The sequence below is a fragment of the Novosphingobium cyanobacteriorum genome, assembly GCF_029436685.1.
Classification (GTDB): Bacteria; Pseudomonadota; Alphaproteobacteria; order Sphingomonadales; family Sphingomonadaceae; genus Novosphingobium; species Novosphingobium cyanobacteriorum.
Window position 1 is genome coordinate 45,032 of record NZ_JAROCY010000013.1, and the last position, 16,382, is coordinate 61,413.

Here is a 16,382-nt window from a genome sequence, read left to right on the forward strand (position 1 = left end):
CTGCCTGCCGGGGGAACGTTTCCGGGGGCTTTATGGATCGCTTGCCATGCGGGTTGGCCGATTGGCGTGCGCTGTTCGCCTGCGCCTGTGCGTCCCTGTGGCTGGCGGCGAACCCGGCCCATGCCGCCGAACCTTCAACCACGCCAATCGCCTTTTGCGGGGCTGCGGCGTCGAGCGAGGGCCTGGCGGGCCAGCCTGCGATCCCGGCCGATCTCCTGGCGCAAACAACCTCCACGGTCGAGGCGAACCTCGCCATGGCGGGCGACCCGATCGTCGCGGCAGACCATGCCATCGCCCTGATCGCTTCGGCGCTGCGCCCCTATCCGGCAAGCGCCGGCGGTCTTTCGCCGGATGTCATGGCCGCCTTCTGCACCGCCGCAGGCGAGGCCTATCGCCTGGGCAAGGGGGGCAGCCCGCTGCAGGCGCGGCTGCTGCTCGGTCTGGCCTATCGGCTGGCTGGCAACGCCCATCGCGATGATCTTGCCGCGCTGGCCGCCTATCGTCTCGGGCTGGTGGCGATGGACGGAGCGACGGCAGGCAGCCGGGGCGCACGCCGCGCCATGTTGCGCAGTCCCGATGCGCCACAACAGCAAGAAGGCGAAAAGACCGGCAGTTGCGGCCTGATCAGTGGCCCCGCCGCGCTGATGCCGCAGGGCGCTCTTGCCTCGGTCAATGCGCTATCATGCGCCATTGCCACGGCCCGGTCGGCGCAGGCGCTTGAAACCGGGGCGAAGGCGAGCCTGCGGCTTGCCCGCTACTGGCTGGATCACGGGCGCCGCACGCCTGCGGACCAGCAGCACTCCCTTCGCGAGGCGGCCAAAGTCTCGCTGAATGCGCTGGGCGACGCGGCCCGCATTTCCCAGCCCGTCCTGCGCGCTGAAATGGTTGGCCGTCTGGCCGAGGCCGCGCTCGATACCGGCCTCGCCACGCAGGACCCGCGGCTGCGCGCGGCCATCGCGCAGCTGGACCGCGATGGCGCCGATGGCCCTTCGCGCGCGCAGGCCGGCGCCCTCAAGGCCCGGCTCACCCTGGCCGATGGCGATGCCGTGACGGCGCGTACGCTGTTGCGGCAGGCGATCATGCTGGAAAGCGGATCGGCCCTGCCGATGCGCCTGCCCGATTGGTACCTGTTGCTGGCCCAGGCCGATCCAGTGGGCCGCAGTGCGCATCTCACCGCCGCGTTCCGCGCGCTCAACGCCGTGCGCCCGCTGCTGCCCCGCTTTGATGCGGCGACGGCGCAATCCAATTTTACCCTGCGCGTGCAGCCGGTGTTTGAAGCTTTGCTGGCGGATCGGCTGGCGGATGGCGCGGGCGATCCCGACGATCCCCTGCGTATCGCCGAGGCGCAGGGGCTGGTGGAAGAGTACCGTCAGGCCGAACTGCAGAGCGTGTTCGGCAGCGAATGCGTGGCCGCGCGCGCGCCGATCCGCCCCGCCGAACTACATGAGCACGAAGTTCTGCTCTATCCGGTGCTGCTGCCCGATCGCGTCCTTCTGATCTATGCGGTCGGCGGGGTGAGTGGCGATGGCGCGGCTCCCCGCTATCACCTTTTGGCGCAGAAGCCGGGCGTCGGTCGGTCCGACGTGATCGGGCTGGCCAATGCGATGACCGACTCCGTCAGCTATGGCGGCGACGACAGCTGGCGCGCTCCTGCGCGGCGGCTTTATGACATTCTCGTCGCACCCGTCGCCGATAAGCTGGGGCCCGATGGCACGCTGGTTGTCATCCCCGATGGTCCGCTCAGCGCCCTGCCGTTCGCCGCGCTGCTGGATGAAAGGCAGCACTTCCTGATTGAACGGGCCACGGTCGGCACGGTGCCTTCGCTTGCCTATTCGCAGCCAGGCGCGCCATTGCGCGCGCAGCAGGCGGGCGTTGTCGCGGCGTCGCTGGCCAAGGAAGTCATCCTGCCGGTCGGCACGTTCCCCGCGCTCGCCGGCACGGGCGAGGAAGCCCGCTTTGCCGTGGTGGGGCTGAAGCACGGCCAGCTGATCGAGAATTTCCATCGCGCCGATCTGGTCCATGCGCTGGCCGCGCGGCAGACCGACGTGCTGCATCTTGCCACTCACGCCAGCTTCAATGGCCGTTCGGACCGGTCCTATATCGTGGCCGATGGCGAACAGATCCCGATAGCGGACCTGCGCAACCTGATCGCGCAGAACCAGGCACGGGGTGAACAGCTCGATCTGCTGGTGCTCAGCGCCTGCGAGACTGCCGTCGGGGACGATCAGGCCAGCCTCGGGCTGGCGGGCGCGGCGGTGCAATCGGGCGCGCGCAGCGTGCTGGCCTCGCTGTGGCAGGTGAACGATGCGGGCACCGCGCAGCTGATGAAGGCGTTCTATCAGGGCCTTGCCGCCGGCAAGGGCAAGGCCGCAGCGCTGCGCGACGCCCAGCGCCAGCTGATCGCGCAGGGGTTTGAACTGGCCGATCCCGGCGTGTGGTCGGCCTTCATCCTGCTCGGGGCGTGGCGGTGATGGTGCGCCCGCCCTGCATCGCGCTGGCCGCCACGATGCTCGCGGCCAGCCCTGCCTGTGCGCAGGTGGTGGCCAGACCTGACCGCGCCGTGCCGCCGCTGCAGACGCCGGCCTATCCCGTCGCGCCCTCGGCTCCCGTCGCCGCGCAACCTTCCGCCGCCGCGCCGGAAGCGGGAGGCAGCATGTTGCTGAAAGACGTGGGCGTGGCGCAATCCGGCGGTGGCATCGCCATGCCCGCCGCAGACTGGCAGCCAACCACCGATGGCCCCAGCGGCCTCGCGCTGTTGCACACGCCGGGCGCGCCGCTCGATGCCGCATGGATCCGCCGCCAGTTTGCGGCCAACGGCATGCTGGGCGCACAGGCGGGGTTTGATCGCATCGTCGCGCTCGTCCAGCTGATCAATCTTGCCTATCTCAACAACGGCTTCGCCAATTCCGGCGTGCTGATCGAAGGTCGTACCGAGGACGGGGTGCTCAACCTGCGCCTCGTGCTGGGGCGGCTGGTCGCGCCTGCCGGGGCAGACGCCATTGCCGTCACCTTCCGCAGTGGCCGCGCCAAAGGGCTCGACGCCGGCTATATCCGCCATCGCATGGCCTCGGCATTGGCCGAACCGCTTGACGTTCGCGCCATCGAGCGTGATTTCCGCCTGCTGTCGGATGATCCCGCGATCCGTACGGTCAACGCCAGCATCGTGCCCGGCGCCCGTCCAGGCGAAGCCTCGCTCGCCATTGAAGTCGATCCGCAGCCGCGCTTCGACCTGTTCATGACATATGCCAACAACCGTTCGCCCAGCGTCGGCGGGCAGCGGCTTGGCGTGGGTGGCTCGATGCGATCATGGCACCAGCCGGGCGATGTGCTGGGGGTGCAGTATGGCAGCACCCGCGGGCTCACTGATTTCACCGCCAGCTATACCACGCCGTTGTTCGGCCAGGGCTGGTCGCTGTCGGTGCGGGGCGGCTTCAACAACGCCTCGGTCGTCGATGCGGCGCTGGCCCCGCTCGATATCCATTCCCGCGAATACTATGTCGAAGGCGGTCTGTCCCGCACCGTCCTGTCGCGCCCGCTGATGCCGGGGAAGGTGGCTGGAATGTGGCACCCCGCGCTGGCCGCCTCGGTCGGCATGGTTCTCGTCCATCGCCGGGTAAGGAGCACGCTGCTCGGCCAGCCATTCTCGTTCAGTCCCGGTTCGCGGGACGGGCGTACCGAATACGATGCGCTGCGGCTGAACTTCGATTTCACCCGCCGCTCGCTCGGCACGGTGTTTGCGGCCTCGCTCACAGGCTCGCTCGGTCTTGGCGGCACACGCTCCACCCCGCCGGGGGCATTTACGCCAAGCCCGCATTTCACCGCGGCGCTGCTCCAGCTCAACTACGCGCGCCGCCTCACGCCCAAGCTGCTCGAACTGCGGTTGCGCTTCGCCGGGCAGGTGGCGGGTGGGCTGCTCTATGCGCCGGAACGCTTTTCGGTGGGCGGGGCCGATACGGTGCGCGGCTATCGCGAAAGCCTGCTGCTGGGCGATCAGGCGGCGGTCGCCTCGGTCGAACTCGCCCGGCCGTTCGATCTGGCAGGCATGCGCGGGGGCCGCTCCGCGTTCCGCTGGGGCGCATTCACCGCCTCGGTCTTTGCCGATGGCGCGGCCATGCACAACCGCGCCGGGCCCCAGCCACTGCCGCGCGCGGTGGCCAGCGCAGGGGCGCGGCTGGTGTGGGCCCCGGCGGACTGGCTCACGGCCAGCGGCACCTTCGGCCAGCCGCTGCGCCATGTCGAAACCACCGGCAGCCGCAACCTGCAGGATCGCGGCTTCGCCTTCCAGATCGTGCTGCACCCGTTGGGCCTTGCCCGCGCGTTCCGCAGGGAGAATTGAGCGATGCAGAGCCTGCCCGCCCGCGCCGCGCTTGCCCTGGTCGCGTTCCATGCCTTGCCCGTCATGGCCCAGACCGCCACCGTCATCGTGCCCGACGCCGCCGCCAGCGCGCTTTCCACCGGCACCACCGCCCTCCGCACGGGCAGGGTCACCACCATCGACGGAGGCACCCTTTCGGGCGGCAACCTGTTCCACAGCTTCACCAGCTTCAACCTTGCGCAGGGCGATACCGCGCGCTGGACCACCACCCTTGTCGATCCCGCGCGCGTCACCACCGTGGTCAACCGCGTGACCGGTGGCGACGTCTCGCGCATTGATGGCAGGATCGATTCCAACGCGCTGCCCAATGCGGCATTCTTCTTCATCAACCCGGCGGGCGTGGTGCTCGGCCCCTCAGCCCGGATTGACGTGCCTGCCGCAGCACACTTCTCCACCGCGCAGTCGCTGAAGTTCGCCGACGGTTCGGAATTCGCCATCGCCACGCCAGGCGGCTCGCGCCTCAGCCTCGCCAGCCCGCAAAGCTTCGGCTTCCTGGGCGGGCAGGGCAACATCACCATCCTCACCCGATCGCAAACCTCAATGCCGGCCAGCCTCGATCTGTCCGCCGCCAACGTCAGGATCGCCGACGCGAGGGTTTCGGCTCCATCGCTGCGCATCGCGGCTGTGGGGCAGGGCACCGCCGAAGTGCCCCTCACGGGCGTGCCCGCTCAGCTCTCCGGCCATGTCACCATCACCGATTCCCGCCTGACCGCCGGGGCAGGGGGGCTGCAGATTGCGGGCGGCACGATCTCCACCGTGTTCACCACGCTGGCGATGCGGACCACCGATGCCGTGCCCACCGCCAACCTCACCCTGAAGGCGGACCGCATTGCCTTGCAGGCGAGCGAGGTCAGCACGCTTTCGACTGGCGCGGCTCCATCCGCCGCCATCCGCATTGATGGGCGACGCGTCATCATCGCCGACGGAACCATGATCCGCACCCGTGCCACGCGCGGAGGCAGCGCTGGTTCGATTGCGGTCGATGCGGCATCGCTTCTGGTCGATACGGCGGCGATCACATCCTCTACCGCGCGTTCCGGCCACGCCGGGGCCATCGACATCGGCGTGTCGGGCAATGCCGACCTGCGCAACACCGAGGTCAGCTCCACCGCGCTCACGGGCTCCACCGGCAATGCCGGCGCGGTCACGCTGCGCACCGGCACGATGACCGTGTTCGGCAGCGCGATCGCCTCCAACGTGTTTGATCGCACGCTGGGCCGTGCCGGGCTCGTCTCGGTAACCGCCGATGCGCTGCGGCTCGATGGTGGCACCCTGATCGGGTCGTCCACACTGGGCAGCGGCGCGGGCGGCTCGATCGCCGTGACCGTGAAGGGCGGGCTGCGGCTCTATACCCAGTCCGCCATATCCGCCGATACGCAAGGCGGCGGCGCGGGCGGCAACGTGCAGGTCGATGCTGGCACCGTCACCGTCGATGATGCGCTGATCTCCGCCGATGCCTATGCACAAGGCAATGCGGGCGCGCTTTCCGTCATTGCCGACAGCGTTACCATCAGCAATGGTGGCAATATCAGCTCCGATGCGCGCGGGCAGGGGGCAGGTGGCGCAGTGGGCGTCAACGCCCGCCGCGTTACCGTCGACAGCGCCTTCATCTCGGCCGACAGCTATGACAGCGGCAACGGCGGCACGATCACCCTGTCTGCGGGCAAGCTGGTGGTGGAAAACGAAGGCAAGGTCCGCTCCGCTTCGTTCGGCGCCGGCTCGGCGGGCGGCATCGTGGTGGCTGCGCAAAGCCTGCTGGTCAACAACACCGGCTCGATCTCGTCAGATTCCTTTGACACCGGCTCTTCGGGCACCGTTGCGGTCGAAGCGGAACGACTCACCGTGGCCAACAACAGCTACATCACGTCCGACGGAGTCAGCGCCGGTGGCGCAGGCGCGGTTTCGGTCAAGGCGGGCCAGCTGCTGCTGATGGGCAGCTTCGTCGGCGCGGAAACCTATCAGGACGGCGCCAGCGGCGAAGTGGCGGTCGTGGCGGACAGCATCGTGCTCGATGATGGCAGCATCGCCAGCCGCGCCCGCCCTGGCTCATCCGGCAATGCCGGAACCATCCGCATCACTGCCGGATCGGTTTCGGCGCGCAATCTGGGCTTCATCACGTCCGAAACCTTTGGCCCTGGCCAGGCTGGCGATATCGTGCTCACTGCAGATCGCCTGCTGTTGCAGGACGACAGCTTCATCGCATCCAATTCCAACGGTGCGGGCACGGCCGGATCAGTCTCCGTCACCGCCGGGCGCGCCAGCCTCGCTTCGGGTGCAGAAATCACCTCGAGTGCGAACGATGCCGGCTCGGGCGGCGATGTCTCCGTCACCGCCGACCTGCTCACTCTCGCCAATGGCCAGATCGGCACCAGCGCCGCCCGCACATCCACGGGCGATGCGGGCGACGTTTCCGTCAACGCCGGCCGGCTGGACATCGTGCACGGCGCCATCACGTCTGACGGGCTGGGCCGGGGCGGGGCGGGAACGATTGCGGTCAATGCCGGTGCGCTCGCCATGGATGGCGGTGCGATTTCGGGCTTTTCGGCCGCGCGCGCCCGCGGTTCTGGTTCGGTCCTGCTGACGGTCGATGGCGCGCTGTCGATGGCCAATGGCGCCACGATCACCGCCTCTTCCGCCAATGCCGGCACCAGCGGCACGGTGAACGTGACGGCCGATGTCCTCACCGCCACCGGTGAAGGCACCGCCATCACCACGTCCAACACCTGGCCCGGCGTGGCAGGCCAACCGGCGGGCGCGGCGGGCGCGGCCGGCATGATCGACCTTGCCGCGCGGCGCATCACCATCGCCGATGGCGCGGTCCTTTCCAGCAATTCGCTGTCCGGCCCGGCGGGAGACATTGCCGTTGCCATGCCCCGGACCGGCATCTTCCTCCTCGTCGGCAGCAAAGCACCGGGGGTGGTCACCACCTCTTCGGGCCCCGGCACAGGCGGGCGCATCATCATCCGCAACCCGCTCGCGCTCGTTTCCAACGGCGGCAGCATCCTTGCCCAAGGCCAGCTTGGCGGCGCGCTGCTCGAACTCGGCTCGCGCTATTTCATCCAATCGGCCGACCGGGCAAACCTGATCGCGGTGGACGGCGCCATCCGCATCGATGCCAATGTCTACGATGTCAGCGCCGGCACCGCGCCGTCCTCGCTCGATTATCTCGATGCGTCCAAGGTCCTGCTCGGCCAATGCGCCTCGGCCCGCGCCACTGGCGAGACCAGCCGCATCGGCTGGCGCAACACCGGCCCTTATGCCGCCCGCCCCATCCGCACCCGCATCACCCTGCAAGGCCTGCCCGCCACGCAGGCACCGATGTGCTGATCATCCAAGGAAAGAGGAGTGCGGCAGGATTTTCTGCCAAGCGCGCCAGGCCAAGGGTTTCCCGAGGCTCAAGCCGTCTCTGGTCGATCCACAGTCTCACATCCTTGTCACCGGCGACCCCCGCGGAGCGCGTGAAGATCAAGCGTGGTCTTCAGGCCCGTACGATGCCTTCAAACCGCGCCTTGAGCTGGAGACCGAGCAGTTTGCAGTAGAACCTCACTTGCGCGAGGTTGCCGCCCATGAACCACAAGCCGTCCTGTGCAGTCGGCTTCCACATGTTGCGCAATTCGCCTTCCCATGGCCCCGGATCGCCTTTGAAGCCCGAGCCATAGCCCCAGCATCTGCCGATCTTCGCTGCGACATCCTCGCCGATAAGCCGCGCGACCCATTCCTCCATTGCGCCGAAGCCGGTGGCGTAGACGATGACATCCGCCTCGATATGACTGCCATCGGCGAAGGCCATTCCGGTTTTGGTCAGATGCGTGATCTCGCTGCCGGATTTCAGCGCTATGCGGCCGTTGGCGACCATTTCGCATGCGCCGACATCGATATAGTAACCTGACGCCGAACGCAGGTACTTGCCGGAGATGCCTGCGCCGTCCTCGGCAAAGTCGAGCTTGAACCCGGCCTTCTCAAGCCGGTCATAGAAAGGAGCCTCGGCCTTCCGGATCTCGGCCCAGGCCTGGCGGTGGACCTGCTCCTGCAAACGGATCGGCACCGAGGCCGTCAGAAGGTCGGCCCGATCCGTGGTGATGCCGGCTTCGACTGCTTCCTGGGAAAAGACCGGCTTGAGCAGAACGTCGGTCATGGTCGACTGGCGAACGATGTGAGTGGACGAGCGCTGGACCATGGTGGCCTGCGCGCCATGTTCGACAAGATCCGCGCAGATGTCGTGCGCGCTGTTGTTCGCGCCGACCACAATTACCCGCTTGCCTGCCATCCCCGCGCCGCCGGGGTGGGCGCTGGAATGGTATTGCTGGCCCTGGAAGAGGTCTTGTCCGGCAATTTCGGGCTGCCGGGCAAAGCCGGCATTGCCAAGTGCCATCACCAGCTGGGTCGGTTGCAGCACTATGTCTTCGCCGTTGCGGCGCACAGTGGCATGCCATGTTCCAGCAGCGGCATCGTGGCGTGCGGAAACCAGTTCGGTTTCTGTCCAGACATTGAGCTCCATTGCATTGGCATAGAACTCCAGCCAATCGCCCATCTTGTCCTTGGGGGTGTAGACCGGCCAATGATCGGGAAACGGCAGATACGGCATGTGATCGTACCAGACCGGATCGTGCAGGGTCAGCGACTTGTAGCGCGAGCGCCACTGGTCACCCACCCGGGGATGCTTGTCGATCAGCAGGTGCGGCACGCCAAGCAGTTGCAGAGTGGCGCCGATGGCGAGGCCCGACTGCCCGGCGCCGACAACGAGCACATACGGCTGGCGCGTGACGCCCATCTCGGCGCGTTCTGCCGTGCGGAGGTCTGCCCAGTTGCGGCCCTGCGCATCGCCCACCATGCCGGTATGGCGCCGGCTGCGCACGGGAAATTCATGGCCACGAAGGTCATCCAGCACGGTGAAGAATGACAACGCCTTGCCATCCACCAGTCTGAGGTAGCCTTGGCACGTTCCTGCCGCAGTCTCGAACGAGATGAAGCCTTCGCTTGCTCCGGCGTCGGCAGAGGTCACCCAGTTTCGCGCTCTGGTCAGTGCAACCTGCCTGCCGGCGAATGCCGCTATTGCGGCGGTGCCCTCGTGTGTGGCGAGCGTCCAGTCGAACGCCAGAAAATCTCGCCATAACCCGGTTGGCAGGAACAGATCGGCAACCGCCGCGCCATCCTCTCGCCCAAGGGCCAAATCCAGGCTCGAAAGCCAGCCTGCCACGTCCGACACCGCTATTCTCCCCGTTCAACTGCCTGTGTAACCAACACGCGCCCGTACCGTCAGAAATGCGCGCTGAGCTGAACGCCGTAGGTGCGCGGTTCGTTGTAATTGACCTGGTCCTGCGTGATGACCGGGAAGATCGCGGTGATGTATCTGGTTTTGGTGAGGTTCTTGCCGAACACCGCGATGTCATAGCGCCCGCCCGGCGCACTCCAGGCGAGGCGTGCGTTGAGCAGGCCATAGCCCTTGACCTTGGTCGCTGTGGCGTTGTCGGGATAAAGGAATATCGGAGAGGTGTAGGTGCCATCCACGTTGGCACGAACTTCGCTGCCGTTCGCCAATGGCACGGTCAGGCGCACGCCCCCTGATGCGGCGAAAGCAGGTGCATTGACCAGACGGTTGCCGGCAAGGCTGGCGCCGCCAAGGGCCGTGAACGTCTTGTACTTGCTGTCCATCAGTGTGAAGGCGCTGAACAGTTCGAGATTGCGCACGGGCCGCGCGGTTACTTCGGCCTCGAGCCCGTAGATTCGCGCATTGCCGGCATTGAGCTTGCGCTGGACCGGCACTGGCCCGCTGAGATCGAACACGAACACCTGAAGGTCGCGGTAGTCGTAGTAGAAGGCCGAGGCATTGAACCGCAGGCGCCGGTCGAGGAGGTCGGTCTTCACGCCAACTTCATAGGCGTAGAGTTTCTCGGACCGGAACGGTGCAAGCTGTGCGATATCCGTTGATGCGCCACCGGCAAAGCCGCCGCTGTTGTATCCCTTTGAGAACGAGGCGTAGACGAGCGTATCATCGACCTTGTAGTTGAGTGCTGCACGCCAGCTCAGGTCATTGAAGCTCTTGCGCCCGTCAAAGCTGACCAGCGGGACGGTCACGTCGGAGTAGGCCGTCACCGGGACGATCGTGCCCAACGCATCGAACAGGCTTTCGAACTTCATGCGGATGCGATCGTGCGAATAGCGCAGCCCCAGCGTGGCGGTGAGGCTGTCGGTAAGCTTGTAGTCGCCCTGGCCAAAAACCGCATAGCTGTCTGTCTTCTGGGTATAGGGATAGCGCAGCAGCCCAAGCGAGTTGACGGGGTCGAAACCACCCAGCGGCGCGCTGGGATCGCGCAGGCCCCGCAGCAGATCGAATGAACTGTCGGTCTTCAGGTTGTCATGGAAGTAGAAGCCGCCAACAATCCAGTTGAACGTGTTCTCGCCCACTGATTGCAGTCGCAGTTCCTGGCTGAACTGGCGGGGGCGATCTTCGGAATAGGAGCTGATGACCTGGTTGGGACTGGCGTCAGTATCCTCCAGTGTGGCACGGTTGACCTGCTCGTAGGCGGTGATCGTGGTCAGTTGGACATTGCCCAGCGTGAACTGGCCGGTAAGCGACGCGCCAAACACGTTGATGCGCTCCTTGCCTTCAACATCGTAGTCGCCAGCGTAAGGATCACCATCGGTGTCGGCATAGCCGAAGCCATCGGTCGGGGTGCCATCGGGCAGGAAGGCGGGATTGCCGAAGAAGTCCACACCCTGGCCGCGATGCTGGAACTGGCGCGCACCGCCACTGTTGCGGCCGGTGTGGACGGTGATCCTGATCAGGGCATCCCCCGATGGCGTGAAGTCGACAATGCCCCGTGCCGCCCACAGGTCAAGATTGTTGACCCGGTGGCCGGTGAAGCGATTGAAGGTGGTGCCATCGTTGCGGTGATAAAGGCCTGAAATGCGTGCCTTCAGCTTGTCACCAGCAATTGGCCCGCCAATCCCACCTTCAAGCCGAACTTCGTTGAACCGACCGTAGAGCGCCGAAAAATCGCCGCTCAACGTATCGGTTGGCTTGCGTGAATTGAAGCGGATCGCGCCTGCCGTGGTGTTCCGGCCATAAAGCGTGCCCTGCGGCCCCTTCAGCACTTCGATACCGTCGGAATCAAACACGTTGAACAGCTTGCCGGCGTTGGCTCCGATGAACACGTCATCGACATAAATGCCCACCGCGCCAGTCGTGTTCGAATTGAAATCGCCGATGCCGACGCCGCGAATGAACAGCGAAGTGGTTGATGCGGCTGTGCCGGCCTGCATCGAAAGGCTGGGCACCAGCATGGTCAGGTCACGCGGGTCACGCACTCCGGATTCTCGCAGCGCTGCTCCGCTGACCGCGGTGATTGCGATCGGCACGTCCTGCACGTTCTGTTGCCGCCGTTGTGCGGTGACAACGATCTCATCAATGGCCCCGCCGTCCTTCGCCCGTTCAACTCCCTGGGCCATTGCAACGTGCGGACATGCTGCAAGGAGGGTGGATGAGGTCAAAAGCGAGAGCGCCGTGCGACGACGAAAAAATTTGACCATTATATGGATTACTCCCCTGCAGCCCATGAGGCGCATCTCAAAGAACGCACCATACCGCCGATACTTCCAATGACTCTCGGGAGCGGTCAAGCAAAAATTTTATAAAAATCCGGTTTAGGCCCAAGACGCACCTTGCGCGGCGTGGCGTGATTGATACAATCGCCGAATGATTGAAGCCTTGACCATTACCCCTCCGGCAGAGCGCAAGCAGGAAATCCGCCGGCCGCGCCAGGAGCGCAGCCGTCAGCGCGTGGAGGCGATTCTTGATGCGGCGGAGCGGCTGCTCGAAAGGTTGGAGCCTGCCGATATCAGCATTTACACCCTGGCAGAGGAGGCGGGGATTTCGGCTCCTTCGATCTACCACTTCTTTCCGGATGCAAGTCAGGTCTTCCTTGCCCTGTCGGAGCGCATCCAAGGCCTTTTCGTTGACAGGCTCGCACGTCAGCCACTGGGGCCTTTCACGTCGTGGCAGGAGCTGTTGGGTGCTCGCTTCGGAGAGGCGCGGGACTACTACAACACGCATCCCGCGGCGCGCAGGCTGCTTCTCGGCTCGGGCCTGTCAGCAACCATCAGGGCCCGCGACCTCGATGTCGATCGGCAACTCGCGATGCACAGCATCGAAGACTTCCGACGTCATTTCCACATGCCCGATCAGCCCGAGCTGGTTGAGAGGTTCACGGAATTGCTGGTGATCAACGATGCGATGTGGACGCTGTCCGTCCATCGCCATGATTGCATAACCGACGCTTACGACGAACAGGCAAGGCGCGCGCGCGAAGCTTATACGCGCACATTCTTGCCTGAATATCTGCTTCCGAGGGACCGCGCCTCGCAGGCTGCCTGATCGGCCAGACACGCACATCAATCACACTAATGGCAGGAATTACAAGATGGTGGCGAACGTAAAGGATTTGGCGCTCCGTGAGCGCGCCGCAAAGGTTATTCCCAACGGAATGTACGGGCACGAGGCCACGCATCTCCTGCCGGCATCCTTTCCGCAATACTTCAGCCGCGCCAAGGGCGCCTACATCTGGGATGCAGATGGCAACCGCTATCTCGATTTCATGTGCGCCTACGGCCCAAACCTGCTGGGCTATGGCGATGAACTGATTGACTCGGCGGCCGTGCGCCAACTGGCCGAAGGCGATACCATGACCGGTCCGGGTCCGGTTCTGGTCGATCTTTGTGAAAAGCTGGTTGGCATGGTCAGTCATGCCGATTGGGTCATGGTCTGCAAGAATGGCACCGATGCCACGACGATGGCCATGACAGCCGCCCGTGCGCAAACGGGCATGCGCCGCATTCTCGTGGCGGATGGGGCCTATCACGGGGCGGCGCCCTGGTGCACGCCAATGCCAGGTGGGATCGTGCCCGAAGAGCGGGCCTTCATTTCGAAGTACAAATACAACGACGCTGCCAGCCTGGAAGCGGCCGTGGCCGAGGTCGGAGATGATCTTGCCGCGATCTTTGCCTCCCCGTTCAAGCATGATGCCTTCGAGGACCAGGTTCTGCCAGATCCCACTTATGCACGCCGGGCACGCGAACTGTGCGACCAGACCGGTGCCATGCTGATAGTCGACGACGTGCGTGCCGGTTTCAGGCTGGTGCGCGATTGCAGCTGGGAATTGGTCGGCGTGCGCCCGGATCTTAGTTGCTGGGGCAAGTCATTTGCCAATGGTCACCCAATTTCGGCGCTTCTGGGCTCGGATCGTTGCCGGGCCGGGGCCGAGGCAATCTATGCCACGGGGTCTTTCTGGTTCTCGGCCGTGCCGATGGCCGCCGCGATCGAGACGTTGCGCATTCTGGCCGAAAGCGACTACCTTGAGCGGACCATACGACTTGGTGAGAAACTGCGCGCAGGGCTTGCGATAGTGGCTGAACGGCATGGTTTTACACTGCGTCAGACAGGCCCGGTGCAGATGCCGCAGATACTGTTCGATGGAGATCCGGATTTCCGCATCGGCTTCGCCTGGGCAGAGGCCATGCTGGAGCGTGGGGTCTATGTGCACCCTTGGCACAACATGTTCCTCAATGGCGCCATGACCGATGCCGACATCGATTTCGCCCTCGAGGCGGCCGACGGCGCCCTGTCGCAGGTGCGTAGCTCCATAGCCAGTCTAGAGCCGCATCCGATGCTGATGGCGCTGATGGGGGCGCATTGACGGGGGGGCACCATGTTCGGGTTTCGAGTATTCCAACTGGCAGTCGGTGCGGCCCTGCTTTTCCTGGCGGAGCCGTTCAATTCAGCGCGCGCGGCTACCGAAGAATCCGCAGAGTTGCAGTGGATTGGCAGTTGGGCGGCCGCGCCCAGCGATGAATTGGCGATGCTCCCAACTGTCAATCCAATCCCTTTCTTCGATCAGACACTTCGCACGGTGATTACGCTTTCTGCGGGCGGGGAAGCTGTTCGGGTCAGGATTTCGAACGAGTTGGGAACGGCCAGGCTGAAGATCGGCGCTGTCACCGTAGGCCGTTGGCGTGATGGCGCGATCGTTCCGGGTTCCATCAAGACCGTCCTTTTTCGGCAGCATGGCGACGCAGTCATTCCTGGAGGAGCGGGCATCGATAGCGACCCGCTCGACCTGAAAACTGCACGTGGCGAGAAACTTGCGATCAGCATCTATGTGCCTGGACCGGTGCAGAGGCTGACCGGCCATCTTCTGGGCCTTGATCAAAGCTGGTCAATTCAAGGCAATGCCACAGGCACGGAACAGTTGCCTGCAGCACTCCCTGGCTTTGCGCGGTTGTTGTTGAGCAGGGTCGATGTCGGTTCGAAAATGCGCCACGCAAGCACTATCGTTGCATTGGGCGATTCAATCACCGATGGCTACCAATCCAGCTTCGGTGCCGAAAAGCGCTGGCCCGACGTTCTCGCCCGGTTGCTCAAGGACAGGCCCGGCTGCACGGTCGGAATCGTCAACCAGGGCATATCGAGCAATCAGATGCTGACCAGCGGTGACGGGCTATCGGCAGTTGCGCGGGTGGGACGGGACGTTTTTGCCGTGCCCAACGCCCGGACGTTGATTTTGCTGGAAGGCATAAACGATCTTGGCATGCCTCCGCTGAAAGGGGAGCCCGTCGCGTCGGCAGCCGATCTCAAGGCCGCATTCCAGCAGATTGCGGATGAGGCGCATGCAAGGGGATTGCGAATTGTTGTCGCGACGATCCTGCCTTTCAAAGGCGCGGGAGCACCCTATTTTTCAACAGAAGGGGAGCGCGTCCGGCAAGAAATGAATGATTGGATGCGTGGATCCAGCGTGTTCGACCATGTCATAGATCTGGATCGCAGGATGGCTGACAGGAAAGACGCCGACAGGCTTGCTGCTGACTTTGACAGTGGTGATGGATTGCACCCATCGGACAACGGCTATGAGGCTATAGGACAGGAGATGTTTGCATACCTCGATAAGGATTTATGCCATTGAATCTCCGTTGGGGAACGCCCGGCCCAGCTGCACCAGCAGCTTGCCGATATCGAGCGTTTCCTGCTGTTCGCGCGCCAGGCGCTGCGCTTCCTCGTCGGTGTCGGCCAGCACCGGGAACAGGCCTGGCAGCACCTTGATGTGATCGGGATTGCGCCCGAGCGTGGCGGCGCGTGACTTGAGATCGGCGTAGTAGCGGCGGCCGGAGTCGAAATCCTGTGCCGCGGCAAAGGTGCCGTCGGCGATCGAGGCGTCCAGCGTGCGGCCTTCGCTGCTGTCGCCCGCCTGGAAGATCACCGGCTGGCCCTGGCGTGACCGGGTGAGCGCGAGGGGGCCCGCCACCGAGAAATAGTCCCCCTTGTGATCGAGCCGGTGCTGCTTCGCCTTGTCGAGGAAAACACCCGAGGCCTTGTCGCGCGGGAAGGCGTCGTCTTCGTAACTGTCCCACAGTCCGCGCACCACATCGACGAACTCCTGCGCACGGGCATAGCGGTCGGCATGGAGGAAGTGCTCCTCCCGGCCATAGTTCTGCGCCGCGCCTTCAAGCCCGGTGGTCACGACGTTCCACCCGGCGCGGCCGCGGCTGATATGGTCCAGCGATCCGAACTGCCGCGCAACGTTGTAGGGCTCCCAGTACGAGGTGGTGAGCGTGCCGACGAGGCCGATGCGGCTGGTATGCGTCGCCACGGCGGACAGCAGAGTCAAAGGCTCCAGCCGATTGAGGAAGTGCGGCGCGGTATCGGGCGTGATGAAGGGGGAATCGACGATGAAGACGAGATCGAACTTCGCCTCTTCCGCCAGCTTCGCGTTGCGGATGTACCAGTCGATGTCCACGCTGGCGTCGCCCGGCAGATCGGGATCGCGCCACGAATGCTGATCGGTGCCGACGCCTTCGAGAATGGCGCCGAGGTGAAGCTGGCGTTGCACGGTCATCGTTGTCTCCTGTGTCAGGAGAGCTTTAGACCCGTCCGGTCGCCGGAATGAGCGACCATTGCTGATAGCTTCATGAAGAGTGCCAATGTGGGCTAGATCCGCCCCCCGGCGGCATGGTGTGG

General features: G+C 64.8%; 9 protein-coding genes. 6 read left to right on the forward strand and 3 right to left on the reverse strand.

Features of this window, described 5'->3' with window-relative positions:
* Nucleotides 1–32: 32 nt before the first annotated feature.
* From POM99_RS14150 to POM99_RS14160, 3 genes are read left to right on the forward strand one after another with little or no spacing between them, the layout of a single operon-like run.
* Nucleotides 33–2,471 carry a CHAT domain-containing protein gene (locus POM99_RS14150; RefSeq protein ID WP_277278932.1) on the forward strand — a complete coding sequence of 813 codons (2,439 nt, stop codon included), beginning with the start codon at nt 33–35 and terminating at the stop codon, nt 2,469–2,471.
* Nucleotides 2,471–4,336 carry a ShlB/FhaC/HecB family hemolysin secretion/activation protein gene (locus POM99_RS14155; protein WP_277278934.1) on the forward strand — a complete coding sequence of 622 codons (1,866 nt, stop codon included), beginning with the start codon at nt 2,471–2,473 and terminating at the stop codon, nt 4,334–4,336. The genes POM99_RS14150 and POM99_RS14155 overlap by 1 nt, the downstream gene beginning before the upstream one ends.
* Nucleotides 4,337–4,339: 3 nt before the next feature.
* Nucleotides 4,340–7,702: a beta strand repeat-containing protein gene (locus POM99_RS14160; RefSeq protein WP_277278935.1), complete on the forward strand. Its 3,363-nt coding sequence runs from the start codon at nt 4,340–4,342 to the stop codon at nt 7,700–7,702.
* Nucleotides 7,703–7,853: 151 nt separating this feature from the next.
* Here the strand turns inward: POM99_RS14160 and POM99_RS14165 are convergent, their stop codons facing one another.
* Nucleotides 7,854–9,581: a flavin-containing monooxygenase gene (locus tag POM99_RS14165; protein WP_277278937.1), complete on the reverse strand. Its 1,728-nt coding sequence runs from the start codon at nt 9,579–9,581 to the stop codon at nt 7,854–7,856.
* A 50-nt stretch (nt 9,582–9,631) separates the two neighbouring features.
* Nucleotides 9,632–11,824 carry a TonB-dependent receptor gene (locus POM99_RS14170; RefSeq protein ID WP_277278939.1) on the reverse strand — a complete coding sequence of 731 codons (2,193 nt, stop codon included), beginning with the start codon at nt 11,822–11,824 and terminating at the stop codon, nt 9,632–9,634.
* A gap of 247 nt (nt 11,825–12,071) precedes the next feature.
* Between POM99_RS14170 and POM99_RS14175 the strand changes: the two genes are divergently transcribed.
* From POM99_RS14175 to POM99_RS14185, 3 genes are read left to right on the forward strand one after another with little or no spacing between them, the layout of a single operon-like run.
* A complete protein-coding gene (locus POM99_RS14175) occupies nt 12,072–12,749 on the forward strand; it encodes a TetR/AcrR family transcriptional regulator (RefSeq protein ID WP_277278941.1) in 678 nt (225 codons plus the stop codon).
* Between the two features lie 46 nt (nt 12,750–12,795).
* Nucleotides 12,796–14,067: an aminotransferase class III-fold pyridoxal phosphate-dependent enzyme gene (locus POM99_RS14180; RefSeq protein ID WP_277278943.1), complete on the forward strand. Its 1,272-nt coding sequence runs from the start codon at nt 12,796–12,798 to the stop codon at nt 14,065–14,067.
* Nucleotides 14,068–14,079: 12 nt separating this feature from the next.
* Nucleotides 14,080–15,330 (forward strand): SGNH/GDSL hydrolase family protein, encoded by a 1,251-nt coding sequence (locus POM99_RS14185; protein ID WP_277278945.1) that lies wholly within the window; start codon nt 14,080–14,082, stop codon nt 15,328–15,330.
* Here the strand turns inward: POM99_RS14185 and POM99_RS14190 are convergent.
* The gene (locus tag POM99_RS14190; RefSeq protein ID WP_277278947.1) at nt 15,319–16,260 is read right to left on the reverse strand and encodes an NtaA/DmoA family FMN-dependent monooxygenase; all 942 of its coding nucleotides are present in this window, start codon (nt 16,258–16,260) and stop codon (nt 15,319–15,321) included. The genes POM99_RS14185 and POM99_RS14190 overlap by 12 nt on opposite strands.
* Nucleotides 16,261–16,382 lie beyond the last annotated feature (122 nt).

Coding starts and splice junctions, on each gene's coding strand:
- POM99_RS14190 (WP_277278947.1), bottom strand. CDS start 16,260: ATGACCGTGCAACGCCAGCTTCACCTCGGCGCCATTCTCGAAGGCGTC.
- POM99_RS14170 (WP_277278939.1), bottom strand. CDS start 11,824: ATGGCCCAGGGAGTTGAACGGGCGAAGGACGGCGGGGCCATTGATGAG.
- POM99_RS14160 (WP_277278935.1), top strand. CDS start 4,340: ATGCAGAGCCTGCCCGCCCGCGCCGCGCTTGCCCTGGTCGCGTTCCAT.
- POM99_RS14155 (WP_277278934.1), top strand. CDS start 2,471: ATGGTGCGCCCGCCCTGCATCGCGCTGGCCGCCACGATGCTCGCGGCC.
- POM99_RS14180 (WP_277278943.1), top strand. CDS start 12,796: ATGGTGGCGAACGTAAAGGATTTGGCGCTCCGTGAGCGCGCCGCAAAG.
- POM99_RS14175 (WP_277278941.1), top strand. CDS start 12,072: ATGATTGAAGCCTTGACCATTACCCCTCCGGCAGAGCGCAAGCAGGAA.
- POM99_RS14185 (WP_277278945.1), top strand. CDS start 14,080: ATGTTCGGGTTTCGAGTATTCCAACTGGCAGTCGGTGCGGCCCTGCTT.
- POM99_RS14150 (WP_277278932.1), top strand. CDS start 33: ATGGATCGCTTGCCATGCGGGTTGGCCGATTGGCGTGCGCTGTTCGCC.